Annotated in this window: 16 protein-coding genes; 15 read left to right on the top strand and 1 reads right to left on the bottom strand. The window is 38.2% G+C overall.

Translation table 11 applies throughout. The annotated features are described in order from the left end of the window. Positions 1–16 precede the first annotated feature (16 nt). From AC5W14_RS12500 to AC5W14_RS12435, 14 genes are all read left to right on the top strand, one after another. Entirely contained in the window at positions 17–1243 is a 1227-nt protein-coding gene (locus tag AC5W14_RS12500; RefSeq protein WP_496194600.1) for a nucleotide sugar dehydrogenase, read from the top strand. Positions 1244–1255: 12 nt separating this feature from the next. Beyond that, positions 1256–2377 (top strand): non-hydrolyzing UDP-N-acetylglucosamine 2-epimerase, encoded by a 1122-nt coding sequence (gene wecB, locus AC5W14_RS12495; protein WP_496194599.1) that lies wholly within the window; start codon positions 1256–1258, stop codon positions 2375–2377. After that, positions 2374–3603, top strand: a complete 1230-nt coding sequence (locus AC5W14_RS12490; RefSeq protein ID WP_496194598.1) for an O-antigen ligase family protein — start codon at positions 2374–2376, stop codon at positions 3601–3603. Before wecB ends, AC5W14_RS12490 begins: the two co-directional genes overlap by 4 nt. 19 nt (positions 3604–3622) lie before the next feature. Next, positions 3623–4726, top strand: a complete 1104-nt coding sequence (locus AC5W14_RS12485) for a glycosyltransferase family 1 protein (RefSeq protein ID WP_496194597.1) — start codon at positions 3623–3625, stop codon at positions 4724–4726. Between the two features lie 20 nt (positions 4727–4746). Next, positions 4747–5940 (top strand): glycosyltransferase family 4 protein, encoded by a 1194-nt coding sequence (locus tag AC5W14_RS12480; RefSeq protein ID WP_496194596.1) that lies wholly within the window; start codon positions 4747–4749, stop codon positions 5938–5940. 70 nt (positions 5941–6010) lie between these two features. After that, positions 6011–7315 (top strand): lipopolysaccharide biosynthesis protein, encoded by a 1305-nt coding sequence (locus AC5W14_RS12475; protein ID WP_496194595.1) that lies wholly within the window; start codon positions 6011–6013, stop codon positions 7313–7315. 63 nt (positions 7316–7378) lie between these two features. Beyond that, complete coding sequence (locus AC5W14_RS12470; RefSeq protein WP_496194594.1) at positions 7379–8089, top strand: YveK family protein; 711 nt, start codon at positions 7379–7381, stop codon at positions 8087–8089. 57 nt (positions 8090–8146) lie between these two features. Continuing rightward, positions 8147–9976 (top strand): polysaccharide biosynthesis protein, encoded by a 1830-nt coding sequence (locus AC5W14_RS12465; protein WP_496194593.1) that lies wholly within the window; start codon positions 8147–8149, stop codon positions 9974–9976. Between the two features lie 77 nt (positions 9977–10053). Beyond that, positions 10054–11376 (top strand): UDP-glucose dehydrogenase family protein, encoded by a 1323-nt coding sequence (locus AC5W14_RS12460; protein WP_496194592.1) that lies wholly within the window; start codon positions 10054–10056, stop codon positions 11374–11376. A 53-nt stretch (positions 11377–11429) separates the two neighbouring features. Further along, positions 11430–11657 (top strand): hypothetical protein, encoded by a 228-nt coding sequence (locus tag AC5W14_RS12455; protein ID WP_496194591.1) that lies wholly within the window; start codon positions 11430–11432, stop codon positions 11655–11657. Between the two features lie 238 nt (positions 11658–11895). Beyond that, positions 11896–12531, top strand: coding sequence for a CpsB/CapC family capsule biosynthesis tyrosine phosphatase (locus AC5W14_RS12450; protein WP_496194590.1), 636 nt, complete (start codon positions 11896–11898; stop codon positions 12529–12531). Positions 12532–12670: 139 nt separating this feature from the next. Then, on the top strand, positions 12671–13768 hold the full coding sequence (locus AC5W14_RS12445; RefSeq protein WP_496194589.1) for an alanine racemase: 1098 nt from the start codon (positions 12671–12673) through the stop codon (positions 13766–13768). 287 nt (positions 13769–14055) lie between these two features. Continuing rightward, on the top strand, positions 14056–14697 hold the full coding sequence (locus AC5W14_RS12440; RefSeq protein WP_496194588.1) for a CpsB/CapC family capsule biosynthesis tyrosine phosphatase: 642 nt from the start codon (positions 14056–14058) through the stop codon (positions 14695–14697). Positions 14698–14806: 109 nt separating this feature from the next. Then, positions 14807–15331 carry a 5' nucleotidase, NT5C type gene (locus AC5W14_RS12435; protein WP_496194587.1) on the top strand — a complete coding sequence of 175 codons (525 nt, stop codon included), beginning with the start codon at positions 14807–14809 and terminating at the stop codon, positions 15329–15331. Positions 15332–15407: 76 nt separating this feature from the next. On the opposite strand, the gene AC5W14_RS12430 is transcribed toward AC5W14_RS12435, so the two are convergent. Further along, positions 15408–16541 (bottom strand): type II asparaginase, encoded by a 1134-nt coding sequence (locus tag AC5W14_RS12430; RefSeq protein ID WP_496194586.1) that lies wholly within the window; start codon positions 16539–16541, stop codon positions 15408–15410. Between the two features lie 340 nt (positions 16542–16881). On the opposite strand from AC5W14_RS12430, the gene AC5W14_RS12425 reads away from it, so the two are divergent. Beyond that, positions 16882–18474, top strand: coding sequence for an L-lactate permease (locus tag AC5W14_RS12425; protein ID WP_496194585.1), 1593 nt, complete (start codon positions 16882–16884; stop codon positions 18472–18474). The last annotated feature ends 114 nt before the right edge of the window (positions 18475–18588 follow it).

The raw sequence follows: 18588 nt of genomic DNA, 5'->3' as shown, positions 1-18588 counted from the left end.
TAAAAGAGGGTTATATATGATCAATATTATTGGTTTGGGTTACATAGGTTTGCCTACAGCGCTTATGTTTTCAACAAAAGGTATCGAAGTAATAGGTACAGATAAAAATGAAAAAGTAATTGATTCCTTAAATAACAACCAAATACTATTTGAAGAAAAAGGGATAAGTGAACTATTTAAAAAAGCAAAAGATAATAATATAAAGTTTCAAAATGAATATGAAGAAACTGATATATATATAGTTGCAGTACCTACTCCATTTTTAAAAAAGAATAAAAAATTAGATCCTCAATATGTTATTTCAGCAGTTAATAATATACTTGATGTATGCCCTAAAGAAGCAATCATAATAATCGAATCAACCATTTCTCCAGGGACTATAGATAGGTATATTAGACCGGAGGTTTTAAAAAGAGGATTTATAATAGGTAAAGATATTCATTTAGCTCATGCTCCTGAAAGAATAACTCCAGGTAAGATGATTTATGAATTAGAGCATAACTCTAGAACTATAGGCGTAGATAACTTAATGATCGGAAAAAAAATTAAGAATTTATATGCTAATTTTTGCAAGTCAGATATCGTTATAACCGATATAAGATCAGCAGAAATGTCCAAGGTCATAGAAAATACTTATAGAGATGTTAATATAGCTTTTGCCAATGAACTAGCAAAAATTTGCAGGGAAGATAATATGGATGTTTACGAAATAATCAATATTGCCAACAAGCATCCGAGAGTGGATATATTACAGCCTGGACCTGGGGTAGGAGGGCATTGTATCTCTGTAGATCCTTGGTTTTTAGTAGGTGATTATCCAGATTTAACGAATTTAATTATGACAGCAAGAAAAATAAATGATTCTATGCCTAACCATGTACTCAGTAGGATAAGAGATATAATGCTGGAAAATGATATTAAAGACGTTACTAAAGTCGGTTTATATGGACTAACTTATAAAGAAAATGTTGATGATGTTAGAGAAAGCCCTACATTACAATTACTACAAAAAATGGACGAACATTTAGCTTTTGGAGTAAAAGTTTATGATCCCTTAATAAAAGAAAAAATTGTTGAAAATCAATATTTAGAATTTGAGCTTTTTATGAATGATATTGAAATTTTAGTGTTGATGGTAAATCACGATCATATAAAAGATAAGCTCGACGTACTGAATAATAAACTAATCCTTGATACAAAAAATGTACATAAAAAAGAAAATAAAAAAGTATATAAACTTTAGAGGGGTGATGGTTTGAAAAAGAAAGTATTAATTACTTTTGGGACTAGACCTGAAGCAATCAAAATGTGTCCAATGGTAAATATATTAAAAAAAAGAAAAGATTTTAATACCTTTGTGTGTGTAACCGGTCAACATAAAGAAATGCTAGATCAAGTACTAAATGCTTTTCAAGTAGTACCTGATTACAACCTATTGATAATGAAAGAAAATCAGTCTTTGTTTGATGTAACAATAAGGATATTAGAGAAAATGAAAGCCGTACTTGAAGAAGTTAAACCAGATATTGTTTTAGTGCATGGCGATACTTCTACAACATTTGTAACTGCATTGGCTTGTTTCTATTTAAATATTCCTATAGGCCATGTTGAGGCAGGTTTAAGAACTCATGATATTAATTCTCCTTATCCTGAAGAGTTTAATAGGCAATCAGTTAGCATTTTAGCAAAATACAACTTTGCGCCAACATTGAAGTCAAAAGAAAACTTAATTAATGAGGGTAAAAAGTTAGAATCAATTTTTGTGACAGGAAATACCGCTATTGATGCTTTAAAAACTACAGTAAAAGATGAATACTCTCATCAACATTTAGATTGGGCTAAAGATAGTAAATTAATTATGATTACAGCTCATAGAAGAGAAAACCTTGGACAACCCATGGAAAATATGTTCAGAGCTATAAAAAGAATTGTCAAAGAACATAAAGATATAAAAGTAATATATCCGATTCATATGAATCCTACTATAAGAAAAATTGCGAAACAAGTGCTCGGAGGAAATACTAGAGTGAAAATTATTGAACCTTTAGAAGTTGTGGATTTTCACAATTTTTTAGCTGAATCGTATTTAATTTTAACAGATAGTGGGGGAATTCAAGAAGAAGCCCCTAGCCTTGGAAAACCAGTGTTAGTTATGCGAGACACTACGGAAAGACCAGAAGGCATTGAGGCTGGAACTTTAAAATTAGTAGGAACAAACGAAGAAAATATTTATAATAACTTTAAATTATTAATTGAAAACAAGTCAACCTATGACGCAATGAGTTACGCTAGTAATCCTTATGGTGATGGAAAAGCTTCTGAGAAGATAGTTGATATATTAGTTGAAAAATTAATTACAGAGGAGAGAGAGGGTTGAATAAAGTAATTCCTATATTTGGAATGATGAGTGCTAATTTATTTTTTGTGTTGTCTTCAATTATTGGATATGAATATCAAGGAATTGAAGAAAGCCAAGTTTACATCGCATATGTAATTATTATAGCGTTATTAAATATATTTTTATTTGTCAAATATGTATTTTTAAAAAATGCTTTATTGAACAAAAGAGAATTGTTAGCTATTTTCTTTCCATTTATTATATTTGCATTGTTTTTATGGGAAGTTTATTTAAATAGTGATTTTAATTCAACAGCCACAACATATTTTCTTTATTTTTTAATTTGGACGGTTCCTTCGATTTATGCAGCAATTTATATTAAAAAGCAAAACTTACTTAAAGATATTATCAAGTGGTTTGAAGTATTGATGTTAGCATTAAGTGTGTCAGTAGTAATTACATCGATACTACCTTTAGTACAAGGTACTTCTTTTACTTCAATGGGAGGAGCTACATATCAATCTGCCTCTTATATGGCTGCACTAGCATTCGGGTTAAACTTATATTTTTTATTTTATGGAAATAATCATGTTAGATTTAAAGTATTTAAAAGTAAGTTGTATTATTTTATTTGTTTGATGTTAATATTTGTTCAATTTTTAGGTATATTTATCTCTGGAGGCAGAGGGGGAATCATTCTTTTCTCCATATATACATTATTCTTAGTGTACTCAGTCTTTAAAAGTCGTAAGGTTGGAAAAATAGGTGGACTATCAATGATAGGTTCGGTTTTTGTAGTTAGCGTTTTAATTGCTTTACCAAACTTATTAGAAAACGAATTATTTTATAACGGATATATGAGAACTATAGAATTTATTTCCCTTGATACTGGTTTAAATTGGGAAGGTTCATCAAATAGAGATATTGTATATATTAGTGCCATTAATTTAATAAGAGATAATCCGCTTTTTGGCTATGGTCTTTATGGTTTTTGGAATGTAAGTGGTTATCCTCATAATATTGTCTTAGAAGTTCTTTTAAACGGCGGTTTAATTTACCTGATTTTTGTTGCAGTATTTTTTATAGCCATAATTAATAAACTATTTCGCATGATTAGGTGGGATGAAGAAAATCGTATTTTAATGATTTTATTTATATATCCATTGACAATGCTAATGTTTAGTGGAACTTATATGATAAATACAGAATTGTGGTTTATATTAACTTTTGTGTTTATTTATAATAAACAAAATAAAAATAGTTAATTTAGAAAGGATTTATCGTATGAACAAACCGTTAAGAGTACTACATGTTGTTAGTAGCATGAATATGGGTGGAGTTCAGTCAATGCTAATGAACTATTATAGACACATTGACAAAAAAAAAGTGCAATTTGATTTTATAGTGGAGGAGAAAGGAACTTATGATAAAGAAATATTTCATGCAGGTGGAAAAATATTTTACATTGGTAATTTAGAAGAAAAAATTAATTACTATAGAAACTTCGATGAAGTTTTAAAAAAAAATCATTACAGCACAATACATATACACTATAACTTTGCTAACATTCATGCCTTACTACTGTCTTTTAAAAACAGGATAACTAATAGAATATCTCATAGTCATAATAATTATCCAGAAAAAAACCTACTGAAAAAAATGATAAAAAAAATTCTTCGTTTTTTTATTAATTTATTATCAACCCACCGGTTTGCTTGTTCATATATTGCCTCAGAGTGGTTATATGGTGAAAGCTCAAAAAAACAAAACGAAATAAAAATAATAAAAAATGCTATCGATGTTAATAAGTTTAACTATAGTGAAGAATTTAAAAATAAAAAATTAAAAGAATTAAATATAATGGATAGTCATATAATAGGACATATTGGTCATTTCTCAGAACAAAAAAACCATCGGTTTTTAATAGACGTATTTAAAAATTTAGTTGATCGCAATGAAAACTACCATTTAATTCTTGTAGGAAAAGGCCCTCTTGAAAATGAAATAAAAACTAAAGTGAAAAAATTAAATTTAGTAAATAATGTAACATTTTTAGGGGAAAGATCAGATGTTAATGAATTAATGCAAGTGTTTGATGTGTTTCTATTTCCATCGTTATATGAGGGTTTAGGAATAGTTTTAATAGAAGCTCAAGCGATGGGAGTAAACTGTGTTATTTCAAAAACTATAACAAAAGAGGTTATTATTTCTAATTTAGTGGACACTATCTCTCTAAACGAGTCTCTAGTAGTATGGGCTAATCATTTGGAAGAAAATATAAATAGAAATATTGAAGAAAATATTTCAAAATTGATTATTGATAATGGTTTTGAAATAAAATCTGCAGCGAGTAAACTTGAGAATGAATATATAAAGATGAATATATAAAAGTAAGGTGATGTTAACAATTGAAAATCGCTATAATATCTGCAGGTGTTTTGCCAGTACCTCCAGTAAAAGGGGGGGCAACAGAAAACCTAATAGAACATTTTTATGAAGAAAATGAGAAGAAGAATCATTTTTCATTAGTTATTTATAGTATATTCGATAAGAAAGCAGAGTATAAATCTAGATTCTACAAAAAATCAAAATTCAAATTTATTAACACTAGTACTAAAAAGTATAAGGTTAATAGAATTATTAGATATGTCTTAAAAAGATATTTTAAATGTAAAGTAAGCAATCAATTTATAAATACAGTAATTAAAGATTTGAAAGAGGAAAGTTTTGACTTAGTTATAATAGAAAACAAATCGGAATATGCAATACCCTTAAATGAAATTGCAGAAGGAAAAATCGTTCAACATGTTCATAATGATTATTTGCATACATTTAATCGAAGAAATTCGGAAATATTAAATAAATCTAATAAAATAATTGTAGTAAGTGATTATATTAAAGAAACTTTGAATTGGTATAGTGAAAATAATGAGATAGCTACTCTTTATAACGGTATCGATACAAAAAAATTTTTAAACAATAAGAACACCTCAAAATCTAAAAATTTCAAAAAAAAATTAGGTATCAAAAATGAAGATGTCATAATTTTGTATTCCGGAAGAATTAATAAGAACAAAGGAATTAAAGAACTTATTCAGGCTTATAGAGAAATATTAAAAACTTGTAGTCATGTAAAGCTATTAGTAGTAGGTTCTTCATGGTATGGATCCGATTCAGAAGATACCTTTACAGGAAAATTGAAAAGTTCAATAAAAGATATAGAAAAAAGTATTATATTTACAGGTTATGTTGATTATAATGAGATGTCTTTAGTATATTCTATAAGCGATATGTTAGTAATGCCCTCTATAGGACCGGAAGCTGCAGGTTTAGTTATAATAGAGGCAAGAGCAAGTGGTTTACCTCTAATAGTAAGTGATTCTGGTGGAATACCAGAATTTGTCGATGATTCTTTTGCTATTATTTTGAATAGACATGGAGAGTTAGTCAAAGATATTAGTATTGCTTTAAAAAAATTAATTAATAATAAAGAGTTGAGAGAAATAATGGGTAAAAATGCTTCTTTTGGAATAGAGAAATATGATCGTTCAGAATACTATAATAATTTCAGTCAATTATTGTATGATTTTAAAAATAAATAAAATTTTGTTTTTATGTTTTTAAATGTACTTATTCATTTTGGAAGATATCCAAATGTCTGGAGATATAAGCATGTACAAGTTAAAAAAGTTAATGAAGAGAAATTTTGTTAAAAATGTATTAATCGTTGCAACAGGTACAGCTGCCGCCCAAATAATCACATTGGCCTTTGCTCCTATCATTACTAGAATTTATGGGCCAGAAGCTTATGGTATATTAGGGGTTTTTATGGCAGTGGTTAATATTGTCATTCCAGTAGCTGCGCTGACGTATCCTGTGTCAATAGTTCTCCCGAAAAAAGACAAGGATGCTATTTTATTAGGCAAAATTTCTATCATTATTTCTTTGATAATTTCTGTACTACTAATATTAATACTGGTTCTATTTAAGGGAGATTTAGTTAATATTTTACAGATTGATGTCATTGCCCCCTATTTATATTTAATACCTTTAGTAATTGTATTTTCAGCTATGTTCCAAGTAATGAATCAATGGGTTATAAGGAAAAAGTATTTCAATTTGATAGCTAAAATAACTTTTTTACAATCAATTATGATGAACGGAACTAAGGTTGGTGGAGGGTTAATCACTCCTTCAGCAGTCATATTAATTATTATAGCAACTTTCGGAAATGGTATTATGTCTGTAGTGCTTTTATTTCGAGCAATGAAATATGATGAAAATTTCAAAAAAAATATTCTTGCCAATAGGAATCAATTCAAACGTATGCGGCTGTTGGTTAAGAAATATAAAGATTTTCCAAAGTATCGCGCTCCAGAAGTTTTAGTCGATAGTGTCACACAAAGTTTACCAATTATAATGCTAACTACTTTCTTTGGACCTATTGCAGTAGGGTTCTACTCCATAGGGAAAACAGTTCTTGCTTTACCTTCTCAACTGCTAGGTAAAGCTGTAGGAGATGTTTTTTATCCGAGGATTTCAGAAGGAGCCAAAAATAATGAAAGATTAACTATATTGTTAAGTAAAGCTACAATGGGACTTTTAATAATAGGTGTTATCCCTTTTGGAACTGTTATTTTATTTGGTCCTGTATTATTCAGTTTTGTTTTTGGAGAGGATTGGTATAGAGCTGGAGAATATGCGAGATGGATTTCCTTATGGACTTACTTCATGTTTTCAAGTCAACCGAGTTTAAAAACACTTCCAGTTTTATCAGCTCAATCTTTTCTATTGAAATTTACAATTATTACGATGCTTGTTCAATCGTTTGTAATGTTTATAAGCTACTATTATATGAAAAATGATCTAATATCAATCGCATTATTTAGTAGTGCAGGAGCAATATTAAATATAGTACTTATTTTATTAACATTGAAAATATGTAAGTTACATGATGATAAAATAAATTCGAATTAAATCAAAATCTTTTAAGGCACTAAGAAACTGCTAGAAAATAATAATTATCAGATGGAGGAAGTAATGGAAGAAAACATTAATTTTAAAGAGGCTTTTAGAATTTTAAAAAAGAGGTCTAACCTTATAATAAGTGTAACTATAATTATTTTAATTTTAAGTTCAGTATATACATTTTTTATAGCTACACCTCAATATCAAGCCACGACACAAATCCTTATTAATCAAACACAAGATGTTGAACAACCGTTAACTACCACAGAATTACAGTCCAATAGGGAGCTAATTAATACATACAACGTAATTATGACTAGTCCTATTATACTCGATAGTGTTATAGAAGAAACAGATGTTAGCAAAACTGTTAGCGAATTACAAGGACAAATTACAGTCTCTGCAGAGGAAGAGTCGCAAGTAGTAACATTAACTGTCGAAGATCAAAGTCCGGAAGTTGCTACAAACTTAGTGAATACTATTGCAAGTGTATTTGAAAATGAAGTTATTGAAATCATGAATATTGACAATGTAAGTATACTATCTGAATCTCAAGTCTCGGATAATATTTCTCCTACTTCTCCAGTTCCGATATTGAATTTAATAATAAGTTTAATAATAGGTATGATTGTTGGGGTAATTATTTCATTCACATTACATTTTTTAGATCAAACAATAAAAACAGAAAGCGATGTAGAAAAATTATTGGGCTTATCAATATTAGGAAGTATACCTATTATCAATAAGGATCTCTTAGAGAATAATCAAAAAAATGAAAAATAGTGACCACAGTTAGTATAGAGGGTTATGTTAATACTTCTATAGAAAGGAGACGTTTTTTTGAATTATGTAAAACGACTAGTCTTATTAATGACTATTGATACTGTAATAGTTATCTTTTCGATTTTTATAGGAAGCTATCTTTTGTATAATGATGACTATGTAAACTCAAGTATTATTATTGCTAGTTCAATTGCTTTATTAATCAGTCATCATTTTTTTGCATATTTTTTCAAGCTGTATAAAAGAGTTTGGCAGTATGCAAGTGTAAATGAGCTAACTGAAATATTAAAAGCTGTGACTTTTTCTATATTTATTACAGCTTTACTTCAAATTATTGTTTTTGACGTATTATTCAGTAGAACTTTGATAATTACATGGATGCTACATATTTTGTTATTAGGAGCTTCTAGATTTTTTTGGCGTATATTTAGAGATAATTATATTTCTAAATACAAAGAAAAATTATACAAAAAGACATTATTAATAGGAGCAGGTAGTGCAGGTCGTATGGTAGTTCGTCAAATCACTATGAGCGGCTCAGATAGTGAATTAAATCCTGTAGCATTTGTGGATGATGATATAAAAAAAATGAACTTAGAAATTCTAGGAGTACCCGTAGTTGGACGGGTAAAAGATATTGAAGAAATTGTGCAAGAATATGAAATTGAACATATAGTTATAGCCATTCCTTCCTTGCAACGTGGCGATATACAAAAAATCTATCAAGAGTGTCAAAAAACAAAAGTGCATACGCAGATTATGCCGATGATGGAAGACATTTTGAACGGTCGGGTGTCCGTTAGTCAATTCCGTGAAGTTCAAATCGAAGATTTGCTAGGTCGTGAAACAGTAGAGCTCGACACTTCCAGTGTTTCAAGCTATGTGGCTTATAAAACGGTTATGGTCACAGGTGCCGGTGGTTCCATTGGTTCAGAAATTTGCAGACAGGTTGTGAAGTTTCATCCCGATAAGATTATTCTATTAGGACACGGTGAAAACAGTATTTATGATATTGAAATGGATCTAAGACAGCGTGACCTCACATGCGAGATCGTTACCGAAATTTCCGATATCAAAGACAAAGTAAAAATCGATGCCATCATGAAGCGTCATCAGCCAGATGTTATATTTCACGCGGCTGCTCATAAGCACGTACCGTTAATGGAACGTAATCCGGAAGAAGCGGTTAAGAATAACGTGGTCGGCACGAAAAATGTGGCGGAGGTGGCTTCTGACAATCATGTTAAAACGTTTGTGATGATATCCAGCGATAAAGCGGTTAATCCAACAAGCGTGATGGGAGCGACCAAGCGTGTTGCCGAAATGGTGGTGCAGCACATGGATACGATCAGCGAAACAAACTTTGTTTCGGTCCGTTTTGGTAATGTGCTTGGCAGTAGGGGCAGCGTGGTTCCTCTTTTCAAAAAGCAGATTCAGCAGGGCGGTCCAGTTACGGTAACCGATCCAAAAATGACGAGATACTTTATGACCATTCCGGAAGCCTCACGCCTTGTCATTCAGGCCGGTGCTTTGGCTAAAGGCGGTGAAATCTTCGTGCTGGATATGGGTAAACCCGTTAATATAACCGACCTGGCGAAAAACGTGATTGAACTCTCCGGTCATACGGTAGAAGAAATTGGGATTACATACACCGGCATGCGACCGGGTGAGAAGATGTATGAAGAGCTTCTTGGCGATGAAGAAGTTCACAGTGATCAGGTGTATCCGCAAATTTATGTTGGAAAAACCCTGCCTGTCGATGTAAACTTAATTACAGAGTTAATTAATGATGTAAACTCACACGATAAAGAAACATTAAAAGCGCACATTTTTGATACCGCGGATTTGCGGAGACGCACCGTGACGAAAGTGAAGTTTAACCAATAAAAGAAAGGGAAGGGAGCTGCTGCTTTCCTTCTCTTTTTCTTCATTAAACGAAAATAGTGTAAAGGGGTTATTGTATAATGAATATTTCCGTAGTCGGCACTGGTTATGTGGGATTGGTTACAGGTGTTTCTTTATCCGAAGTAGGACACCATGTAACGTGCCTGGATATAGACAAAGAAAAAGTGGCGAAGCTTCTTCGCGGAGAATCTCCTATTTATGAACCAGGTATTGAAGAAATGATGAGGCAGAATATCGAAAGCGGTCATCTTCACTTTACAAGTGATTATAAAGAAGCCTGTGAAAAAGCAGAAGCCTTGTATATTGCGGTCGGTACACCGGAAAAAGAAGACGGGACGGCGGATCTTCGTTTCGTGGAAGCTGTTGTTCAGTCCGTTGCTTCCAATATTAAAGCGCCGCTTACTGTGGTGACAAAAAGCACGGTGCCGGTAGGAACAAACGATAAAATCCAGTCTCTTTTCGATGAATTGGCTGACGTGCCGGTCCATGTAGTATCCAATCCAGAGTTCTTAAGGGAAGGATCGGCTATTCATGATACGTTTTACGGTGACCGTATTGTTATTGGCTCGGATAATGAAGAAGCAGGCGACGTTGTAGCTCTTATTAATAAAGCTTTCGGTATTCCTATTTTTCGGACAGACCGCCGCAGCGCAGAAATGATTAAATACGCATCCAATGCCTTTCTTGCTACGAAGATCAGCTATATTAACGAAATTTCTAACTTATGCGAGTTTACTAACGCCAATGTAGAAGATGTGGCTAAAGGAATGGGCCTGGACAAGCGGATTGGCGCTAATTTCCTTAGTGCTGGTATCGGCTACGGTGGTTCCTGCTTTCCAAAGGATACATCAGCCCTTTTAAAGCAGGCCGAAAATCAAGGGATGGCTTTTCCATTAATGAATTCTATTATCACAACTAATGCCATGCAACAACTCAAACTAATTGAGAAAGCAGAAACGCGTTTTGGCAGCTTAAAAGACAAAAGAATAGCGGTACTGGGATTAGCGTTTAAGCCTAACACTGATGACATGCGTGCAGCCCCGTCTATTCCTGTTACAGAGAAATTAGTGCTGGATGGGGCAGAAGTAAGTGTATACGATCCTATTGCCATGGACGCAGCGAAGAATGTTCTTCCGAAGGCTATCTCGTACGCCGATACGATGAAAGAATGTATCGAAGACGCAGATATCATTTTCATTCTGACAGAGTGGAAAGATATTGTCGCTGACCTTCTTCCTCTTATTAAAGAAAACGGTAAGCGAATTGCTTTATTTGATGGCAGAAACTGTTATGGTTATCAGGAACTAAAGGACATCAATATGGAGTACTATTCCATTGGACGTCCCGGACTTACAGCAAAGTTGGAAATGGTTAATCAATAAACACAATAAATCAGACCTGACGAGACCACTCGTCAGGTCTTTTTTCAGCTGATATGCCTGTTTTTGTGGACAAAGGAGAAGTAGCGTTCGTTGTGGTAAAAGGCTTTACGGTAGTAACGGCCTCGTTCGCTTTCGGTTTTGCTTTTATTCGCCAGTTGGAGGAAATGGTTGCTGGAGTAGTTATGGTATTTGATGTATGCGTTATCTTTTATTTTGGTGAACACGCGGACACCTCTTTCTTAATAAAGGATAAACTGTTCGTTAATAAGAATTACTATTAGTATACACGGATTCTGGTGAAATGAAACCTTTGATAACTAAAATAATAATGCTTTTTATTTTACTCATTTAATGCGTTGATTAACTAAAATAATTTATCCCCTTTTAATAGTATTTTCCTTTTCCTGTTTTTGTGTTTGGTCATTTGGTCATAACAGACGGATTAATTGTAGATGGGACTTTTCTATGGTAAGCTGTTCAACACTAGAGAACAAATTGAATAAAGGGAGATTACTACACATGATTGATTCCGAATTTTCTGATAAAAATCCTGTGTCTTTGACCGAGCGGCAGAAGCGATTAAAAGAAACCTTGTCCCAGCCGTTTTCTGATCAGGCGGTGCATCATTCCGGGGTTGGTTCTATTGTCTATACCATCGCTTATGAAGATCATACCGTGTACATTAACGATACGAGATACGCCTATATAGATATTGCACCTATTCAACGTCTGGCTTCTATTGATTCGCTCCTGTATGATCTGGAGCTTGCCGGGTATTCTCCGGTTATACTATATCCGGAACTCTCAGAGGCATTATTAACGCACGAAACGCCGTTCTACCGCCTAGTCCGGAAAGGGTGCCTCGGTATGGTCAGCGCATCGTCCATTCTTGGCCATAACCCGGGAAAAGCAGAGATGATCGCGCTCAACATGGTGCGGGCCAATCTTGCCCATTTTATCGGCTCTCCGGTTGACGAGTCGAGAGAGGACGATATTGAAGCGGCCTACGCGAAAATTGAAAGCAAAATAGACACGACGTCTGCGGAGACATTGCGTAATAACCGGACGCGCGTGATCGCAGATGATGATGTTGAAGTCGATTCCCCGGTGAAGATGGATTACATGAAAAAGCCGAAGCGGCGTTTTTTTAAATGATAGCTCAAGGTAATAGGAATCAGAAGTCCGGCAGCGCAGCTGCTGGGCTTTTTCTTTTGGAAGAATACTAGTTGGAGCAGTGGGAAGAACGAGAAAAATCATGTAGTATTATAGGCAGAAGAGGAAGCTTGGGGAAAGGATGAAGACGATGGATACGCCGTACATAAAGGTAAAAGAACACATAGTAAAAGACAATATCGCCCGGATGCAGCAGATGACGGATCAAAACGGGGTTCAGCTGCGGCCGCATATCAAAACCCACAAGATTCCGATGATTGCCCACTGGCAGCTGGACGCCGGGGCGGTTGGCATTACCACCGCTAAAATCTCGGAAGCAGAAGTCATGGTAGAGGCAGGAATTACGAATATCTTTATTGCGTATCCGATTGTTACGGAGAAAAAAGTGCAGCGCTTATTGGAGCTGCATCAAAAATGTACGCTTGTTGTAGGGGTGGACAGTCTGGAAGGGACCAGGCTTTTATCCAAAATGGCGGGGGAAGCCAAGCAAATGCTACACGTGCGTCTGGAAGTCGATACCGGCCTGAAGCGCACCGGCATAAGAAAAGAACAGCTCACCGATACAGCAAAGGCAATCGCTGCGCTGCCTTCGCTTGTGATCAAAGGCATGTATACGTTCAAAGGACCGGTCCTGGAGAACAAGCCAACGTTGGATGTAAAAGGCGCAGGGCTGGAAGAAGGAAAGCGGTTGATCGAGTATAAAAACGAGCTGTTCCAGGAAGAGATCGGTCTGGGTGTGATCAGCGCCGGATCTTCTCCAACGGCTGCTGCTGTCGCCGAAGTGGACGGGATCGATGAAATACGCCCGGGAACGTATGTGTTTAATGATGCGATGCAGGTAAAATTAGGATTATGCAAGGAAACGCAGTGTGCGGCAACCGTGGTGGTGACGGTCGTCAGTACGCCGGATGACACCACACTCGTCATTGATGGCGGCAGCAAGACGTTCGCCACAGACGTGCAGCCGAATACAGCGCCGCTGTTTCTGGCCGGATTTGGAAAAGTGGTCGGGTATGAAGACGCTATACTTGAGCGCATGAATGAAGAGCACGGCATCATAGGAATACCGTCCGGCCATGGACTTCGTGTCGGCGATCAGCTGGAAATCGTTCCGAATCATATTTGCAGCACGGTAAATCTGCATAATGAGCTGTATCTGCTGAGAGAAAATCAGGAGATGGAAGCAGTGCCTGTAGCAGCACGCGGCCGTTTACAGTAGGAGAAACAGCACAAAAAAACTCCCTGTTCTATAAAAGAACAGGGAGGTCGTGAAGATCGTGCACGTAAAGTGAAACGTGTATCACGGGGGTGATAGTTCATACTATTACCATTATAGGAAATATTAAAACGTCTTTTTGTGATTGATTATGATACCCCTTCCAATGATGTTTCTGGAATCAGGTTTCTCCCGGGTAACTAGGGGGAATAATAAAGTAATTGTTTTTAAATCACATCGTACGTTTTTTGCTTATTTCCCCACCCAAGTCTAACAAAGAGGATGGATGCATGATGATAGATTCGGAATCTTCTCATACACATGCTGCATTAACGGAAAGGCAGAAACGGTTACAGGAAACGCTCGAAAAGCCGCTGTCCGCAGAAGCGTCGTACCATGCCGGAATTGGAACCCCCGTCTACGAGGTGAAATTTGAGGACTATACGGTGTATGTGAATGAAACGAGATATGCGTATATCGATATGGCATCAATAGAAATGGTCTCGAGTATGGAGAGTGTGCTGTATGACCTGGAGCTGGCCGGGTACTATCCGGTGATTATGTATCCGGAGCTGGCCGGGGCTCTGCTGAACCATGAAAACCCGTTTTACCGTCTTGTCCGCAAAGGCTGCCTTGGCATGGTGAGCGCGGCATCGATTGTCGGCCGGAACCGCAGCCAAACCCAGATGATTGCGATGAATATGATCCGCGGCAATCTGGCTCATTTTATTCACGGCCCGGCTGAACGGCAGGGGGAACTTGAAGAGGCATATGCGAAAGTGGAAAGCCGGATCGGGAAAGAAGCGGCCGAGTCGCTGCGGCAGAACCGCGAGCGGGTGATGGCCGATGACCACGTAGAAGTCGACCTCCCCGACAAGATCGATTATATGAAAAAACGAAAATGGCGTTTTTTTGGGTTAAACAACCAGTGAGACGCAAAAAGCAGCCTGTGAGACGGCTGCTTTTTTAGATAGGGCTTTAGCTTTGTCCCGGCGCACGATAAAATAAAAGAAACGTACATAGACCCAGGAGGAGAAACAGATGAAACGAATTGCAATTGATATGGATGAAGTCATGGCTGACCTTATCCCGAAACATTTAAAGCTCTACAATGAAAACTTCGGAGAAGCGCTGACGCTGGACGACCTGCACGGCCGGAAGCTGCGGGAAGTCCGTCCCCACGCGGTGGAAGAACTGCGCGGCTACCTGAGTGACCCCGGCTTCTTCCGCGACCTTGAGGTGATGGAAGGCGCCCAGGACGTTATCCGGGAGCTGCATGAAGACCACGAGGTGTTTATTACGACCGCGGCGATGGAGTTTCCGACATCGTTTAATGCCAAGTACGAATGGCTCAAAGAACACTTCCCGTTTTTAAACGACCTGAACTTTGTGTTCTGCGGTGATAAGGGCATCATTAACGCCGAGTACCTGATTGACGACAACGCCCGCCACTTCAAACGCTTTGAAGGCACCGGGCTGCTGTTTACCTCCCCGCACAACGTGCATGTTACCGGCTACGAGCGGGTGGACAGCTGGGGAGATGTGAGGGAGTATTTTTTGAAATAGGTGTTTGGTTAGACATAAACAAAAAGCTGACGTGGAAGAAATCCCACGCCAGCTTTTTTATTTGTATAAATGAACCTTAGTATTCATTGAAATATTCCTGTATTTCTTCCTGGTCATCCGTTTCCGTCAAGGCAAGCGTCAGGAGGATTCTGGCTTTAACCGGATTTAATGTATCGGCAGTCAGAAATTCGCTCTCCTCATCAGGCGTTACAATGCCGCTTCCGGTACGCGACGATCTTACTACGTTAATGCCGCTTTCTGCTGCTGTTTCGGCGCCTTCCCGTGCATTGGTGGACAGTCCGCCGTCACCGGCTCCTGCAACAACCAGGCCATCTATACCTGCCTCTACGACAGCATCATACAGGTAAGAGCTGTCACTTTGATGGGTATAGAGAATATCTACTTGAGGAAGCTCTTCCAGCTCCGATACATCAAAGACAGAGTCTGTTGTATGTTTTCTTGTAGTGTCTGTATAAAACCTTGGCTCTCCATCAATAATACTTCCGAGGTTACCCATTTCAGCAGATTCAAACGTGTCGATGTGCATCGTGCTCGTTTTTGTTACATCACGGGCGGAACCGATGCGGTCATTCTGTGAGATCATTACCCCTCTATCTTTTGCTTCTTCATTTCCAGCAAGCAGCACTGCATTATAAAGGTTCAGTTCTCCGTCTGCGCCCATTGCCGTGTCCGGTCTCATCGCACCGACCATGACGACCGGCTTTTCGCTGTCGACGACGAGGTTAAGAAAATATGCCGTTTCTTCGAGCGTATTGGTGCCATGAGTGATTACGACACCATCTGTGTCATCCGAAGCAAGCTGTTCATTTACTTCTTTAGCGAGGCCTAGAAGAATCTCATTATCGATGTCGTTGCTGTTAACGCCTGTAAAATCCTGTCCGGTTACGTTGGCAATGTCATCGAGCTCAGGTACTTTTTCAATTAACTCATTTATTTCTATTTCGCCCGCGGTATAGTCTGCCAGATCCGTTCTTTCGTCTCCAACCGCAGCAATGGTGCCTCCGGTTGCGATGATTTCAATATTCGGTTTGTTTTCTTCAGCAGCGTCCGGTGATTCGTTCGTTTCCTCGACGGCAGCATCGGCTTCAACTGATTCCCCCGGTTCGCTCGCATACACAGCCCATGAGCCAAATCCTAATACAGATGCCAGAGCTAACGGCACCACTGCAGCTTTATGTTTCTTACGCATAACTAATCGCTCCCTTTTATGTAGTTGTTTTAAGTGTAACGTAATAATAGTAAAACTTTACAAGTCATGTGATATTTTATACCAATGAATCTTTACAGCTGGTAAAAATTCCTTAGTAACTAACCTTTTATAATAAATAAAGAAGGGTGAAAATTAAAATTGAAAGCGATTTCCTGTCATGATAGAATAGAGATAGGTTAACCTAGTCATCAGATGACCTGATCTTATATACCGGGTTTTTTCATTACTGGATATACATATAGGCTGCATACGTTTCATGGGCATTCATCCGCTTCCAAAAAATGAAAGCGCATTTTTAACTGTTGAAGGAGATACCGTTATGCTAATGCTGACCGCTTTGAGCGCTGTTATTTTTCCATTTCTTTTTCTTGTCCTATTACGCATGCCTGCGATTAAGGGGATGTCGCTGAGTGCCGTTATTGTTATTGTGCTGTCGGTGCTGTTCTGGGGCATGGAAAGCCGGGTTATTTTCTCTTCGATTCTGCAGGGAGCCCATAAAACACTGACCATTCTGCTGATTTTATTCGGGGCACTCGTGCTGCTGAATACGCTGCGGAAAAACGGAGCCGTGGACCGGATCAACCAGGGATTTCAGAGCATATCCGCCGATATGCGGGTGCAGCTCGTTATCGTTGCCTTTTTGTTCGGCTCGTTGATTGAAGGCGTCGCCGGCTTTGGTACGCCCGCGATGATTACGGCGCCTTTAATGGTAGCACTTGGATTCAAGCCGCTGGCCGCTGTTGCAACGGCTCTGATTGCGGACAGCTCGGCTGTTGCTTTTGGTGCCGTTGGAACCCCGGTGCTTGTCGGCCTGAGCACCCTGGATGAAGCCACTCCTGCCTTTTTTCAGGAGGTGGGGGTGACCGTGACGTTAATTGATTTATTCGGCGGCACCTTTGTGCCTTCCATTCTGGTCATCGTGCTCGTATTGTTTTTCGGAAAAGGAAAAGGAAAAGGGGTCAAGGACGTATGGCCGTTGCTGCCGTGGACGCTGATGATTGGTGCGGTGTATACGAGCTCCGCGCTTCTGTATGCGTTTCTGTTCGGCCCGGAATTTGTAGCCATTCTCGGCTCGCTCACCGGCCTGGCTGTTGCCACCATTACGGCGAAGAAAGGGCTGCTGCTGCCTAAAGAAACGTGGACGGATGCCCTGCAGGATGACTTTACGATCAACACGGAAAAATCAGACATGAGCCTGCTTACGGCCTGGTCGCCGTATGTGATTGTCGTAATATTGCTGCTGCTGACGAGAGTCGTGCCTCCGCTTGAGGAATTTACGACAACCGCGATTAACTTATCGTGGATGAATATTCTAGGCGTGGAAGGGGTCAACTCGGAGTGGGAGCTGCTGTACTCGCCCGGGGCGATCCTGACGGTAACGGCGATTCTTGCCGTACTGATTCACCGCCGCTCGTTCCGCAATTTCACCGCGTCGGCGAAAGATGCGCTGTCTACGATTAAGATCACCGGGATTACGCTGTTTGCGACACTGGCGATGGTGCACGTGTTCAGCAACTCCGGCATGAACGCCAATGACATTATCAGCATGCCCGACTATATTGCAGAAAGCATGGCGGCGGCTTTCGGACCGATGTGGATCTTCGCCGCGCCGTTTCTAGGCATGCTCGGCTCGTTTATTACCGGCAGCGCCACCGTTTCAACGCTTACGTTTTCTCCGATTCAGTACAGCATCGCCACCTCCACCGGGGTGGACGTGAATACAGTATTGGGCGCGCAGCTCGTCGGCTCCGGCGCCGGGAACATGATCTGTATTCATAACGTCGTGGCCGCAAGTGCAGTCGTTGGAATGGAAGGCAAAGAAGGCAGTGTGATCCGAAAAACACTGGCCCCGGCCTTGATTTACGGCGTGCTTGCAGGAATCGGCGGCTTTATCGTAATGAATGTGTTTTAATAATCAATAGAAAACGGCACTTTGACTTCCGAATAATCTCTCGATATAATAAGCAGTACTAGAAAGAAAAGGAGGGTTATTGAAAATGTCTGCAGCTATCAGATTGCGTCACCT

The organism is Sinobaca sp. TMA16-18, from assembly GCF_059510535.1.
This window is presented reverse-complemented; position numbering and strand designations above follow the sequence as displayed.

Bases quoted from the DNA above. Each gene is read 5' to 3' on its own strand.
- AC5W14_RS12500 (WP_496194600.1), top strand. From the start codon at position 17: ATGATCAATATTATTGGTTTGGGTTACATAGGTTTGCCTACAGCGCTT.
- AC5W14_RS12485 (WP_496194597.1), top strand. From the start codon at position 3,623: ATGAACAAACCGTTAAGAGTACTACATGTTGTTAGTAGCATGAATATG.
- AC5W14_RS12475 (WP_496194595.1), top strand. From the start codon at position 6,011: ATGTACAAGTTAAAAAAGTTAATGAAGAGAAATTTTGTTAAAAATGTA.
- AC5W14_RS12470 (WP_496194594.1), top strand. From the start codon at position 7,379: ATGGAAGAAAACATTAATTTTAAAGAGGCTTTTAGAATTTTAAAAAAG.
- AC5W14_RS12460 (WP_496194592.1), top strand. From the start codon at position 10,054: ATGAATATTTCCGTAGTCGGCACTGGTTATGTGGGATTGGTTACAGGT.
- AC5W14_RS12455 (WP_496194591.1), top strand. From the start codon at position 11,430: ATGCCTGTTTTTGTGGACAAAGGAGAAGTAGCGTTCGTTGTGGTAAAA.
- AC5W14_RS12450 (WP_496194590.1), top strand. From the start codon at position 11,896: ATGATTGATTCCGAATTTTCTGATAAAAATCCTGTGTCTTTGACCGAG.
- AC5W14_RS12445 (WP_496194589.1), top strand. From the start codon at position 12,671: ATGAAGACGATGGATACGCCGTACATAAAGGTAAAAGAACACATAGTA.
- AC5W14_RS12440 (WP_496194588.1), top strand. From the start codon at position 14,056: ATGATGATAGATTCGGAATCTTCTCATACACATGCTGCATTAACGGAA.
- AC5W14_RS12435 (WP_496194587.1), top strand. From the start codon at position 14,807: ATGAAACGAATTGCAATTGATATGGATGAAGTCATGGCTGACCTTATC.
- AC5W14_RS12430 (WP_496194586.1), bottom strand. From the start codon at position 16,541: ATGCGTAAGAAACATAAAGCTGCAGTGGTGCCGTTAGCTCTGGCATCT.
- AC5W14_RS12425 (WP_496194585.1), top strand. From the start codon at position 16,882: ATGCTAATGCTGACCGCTTTGAGCGCTGTTATTTTTCCATTTCTTTTT.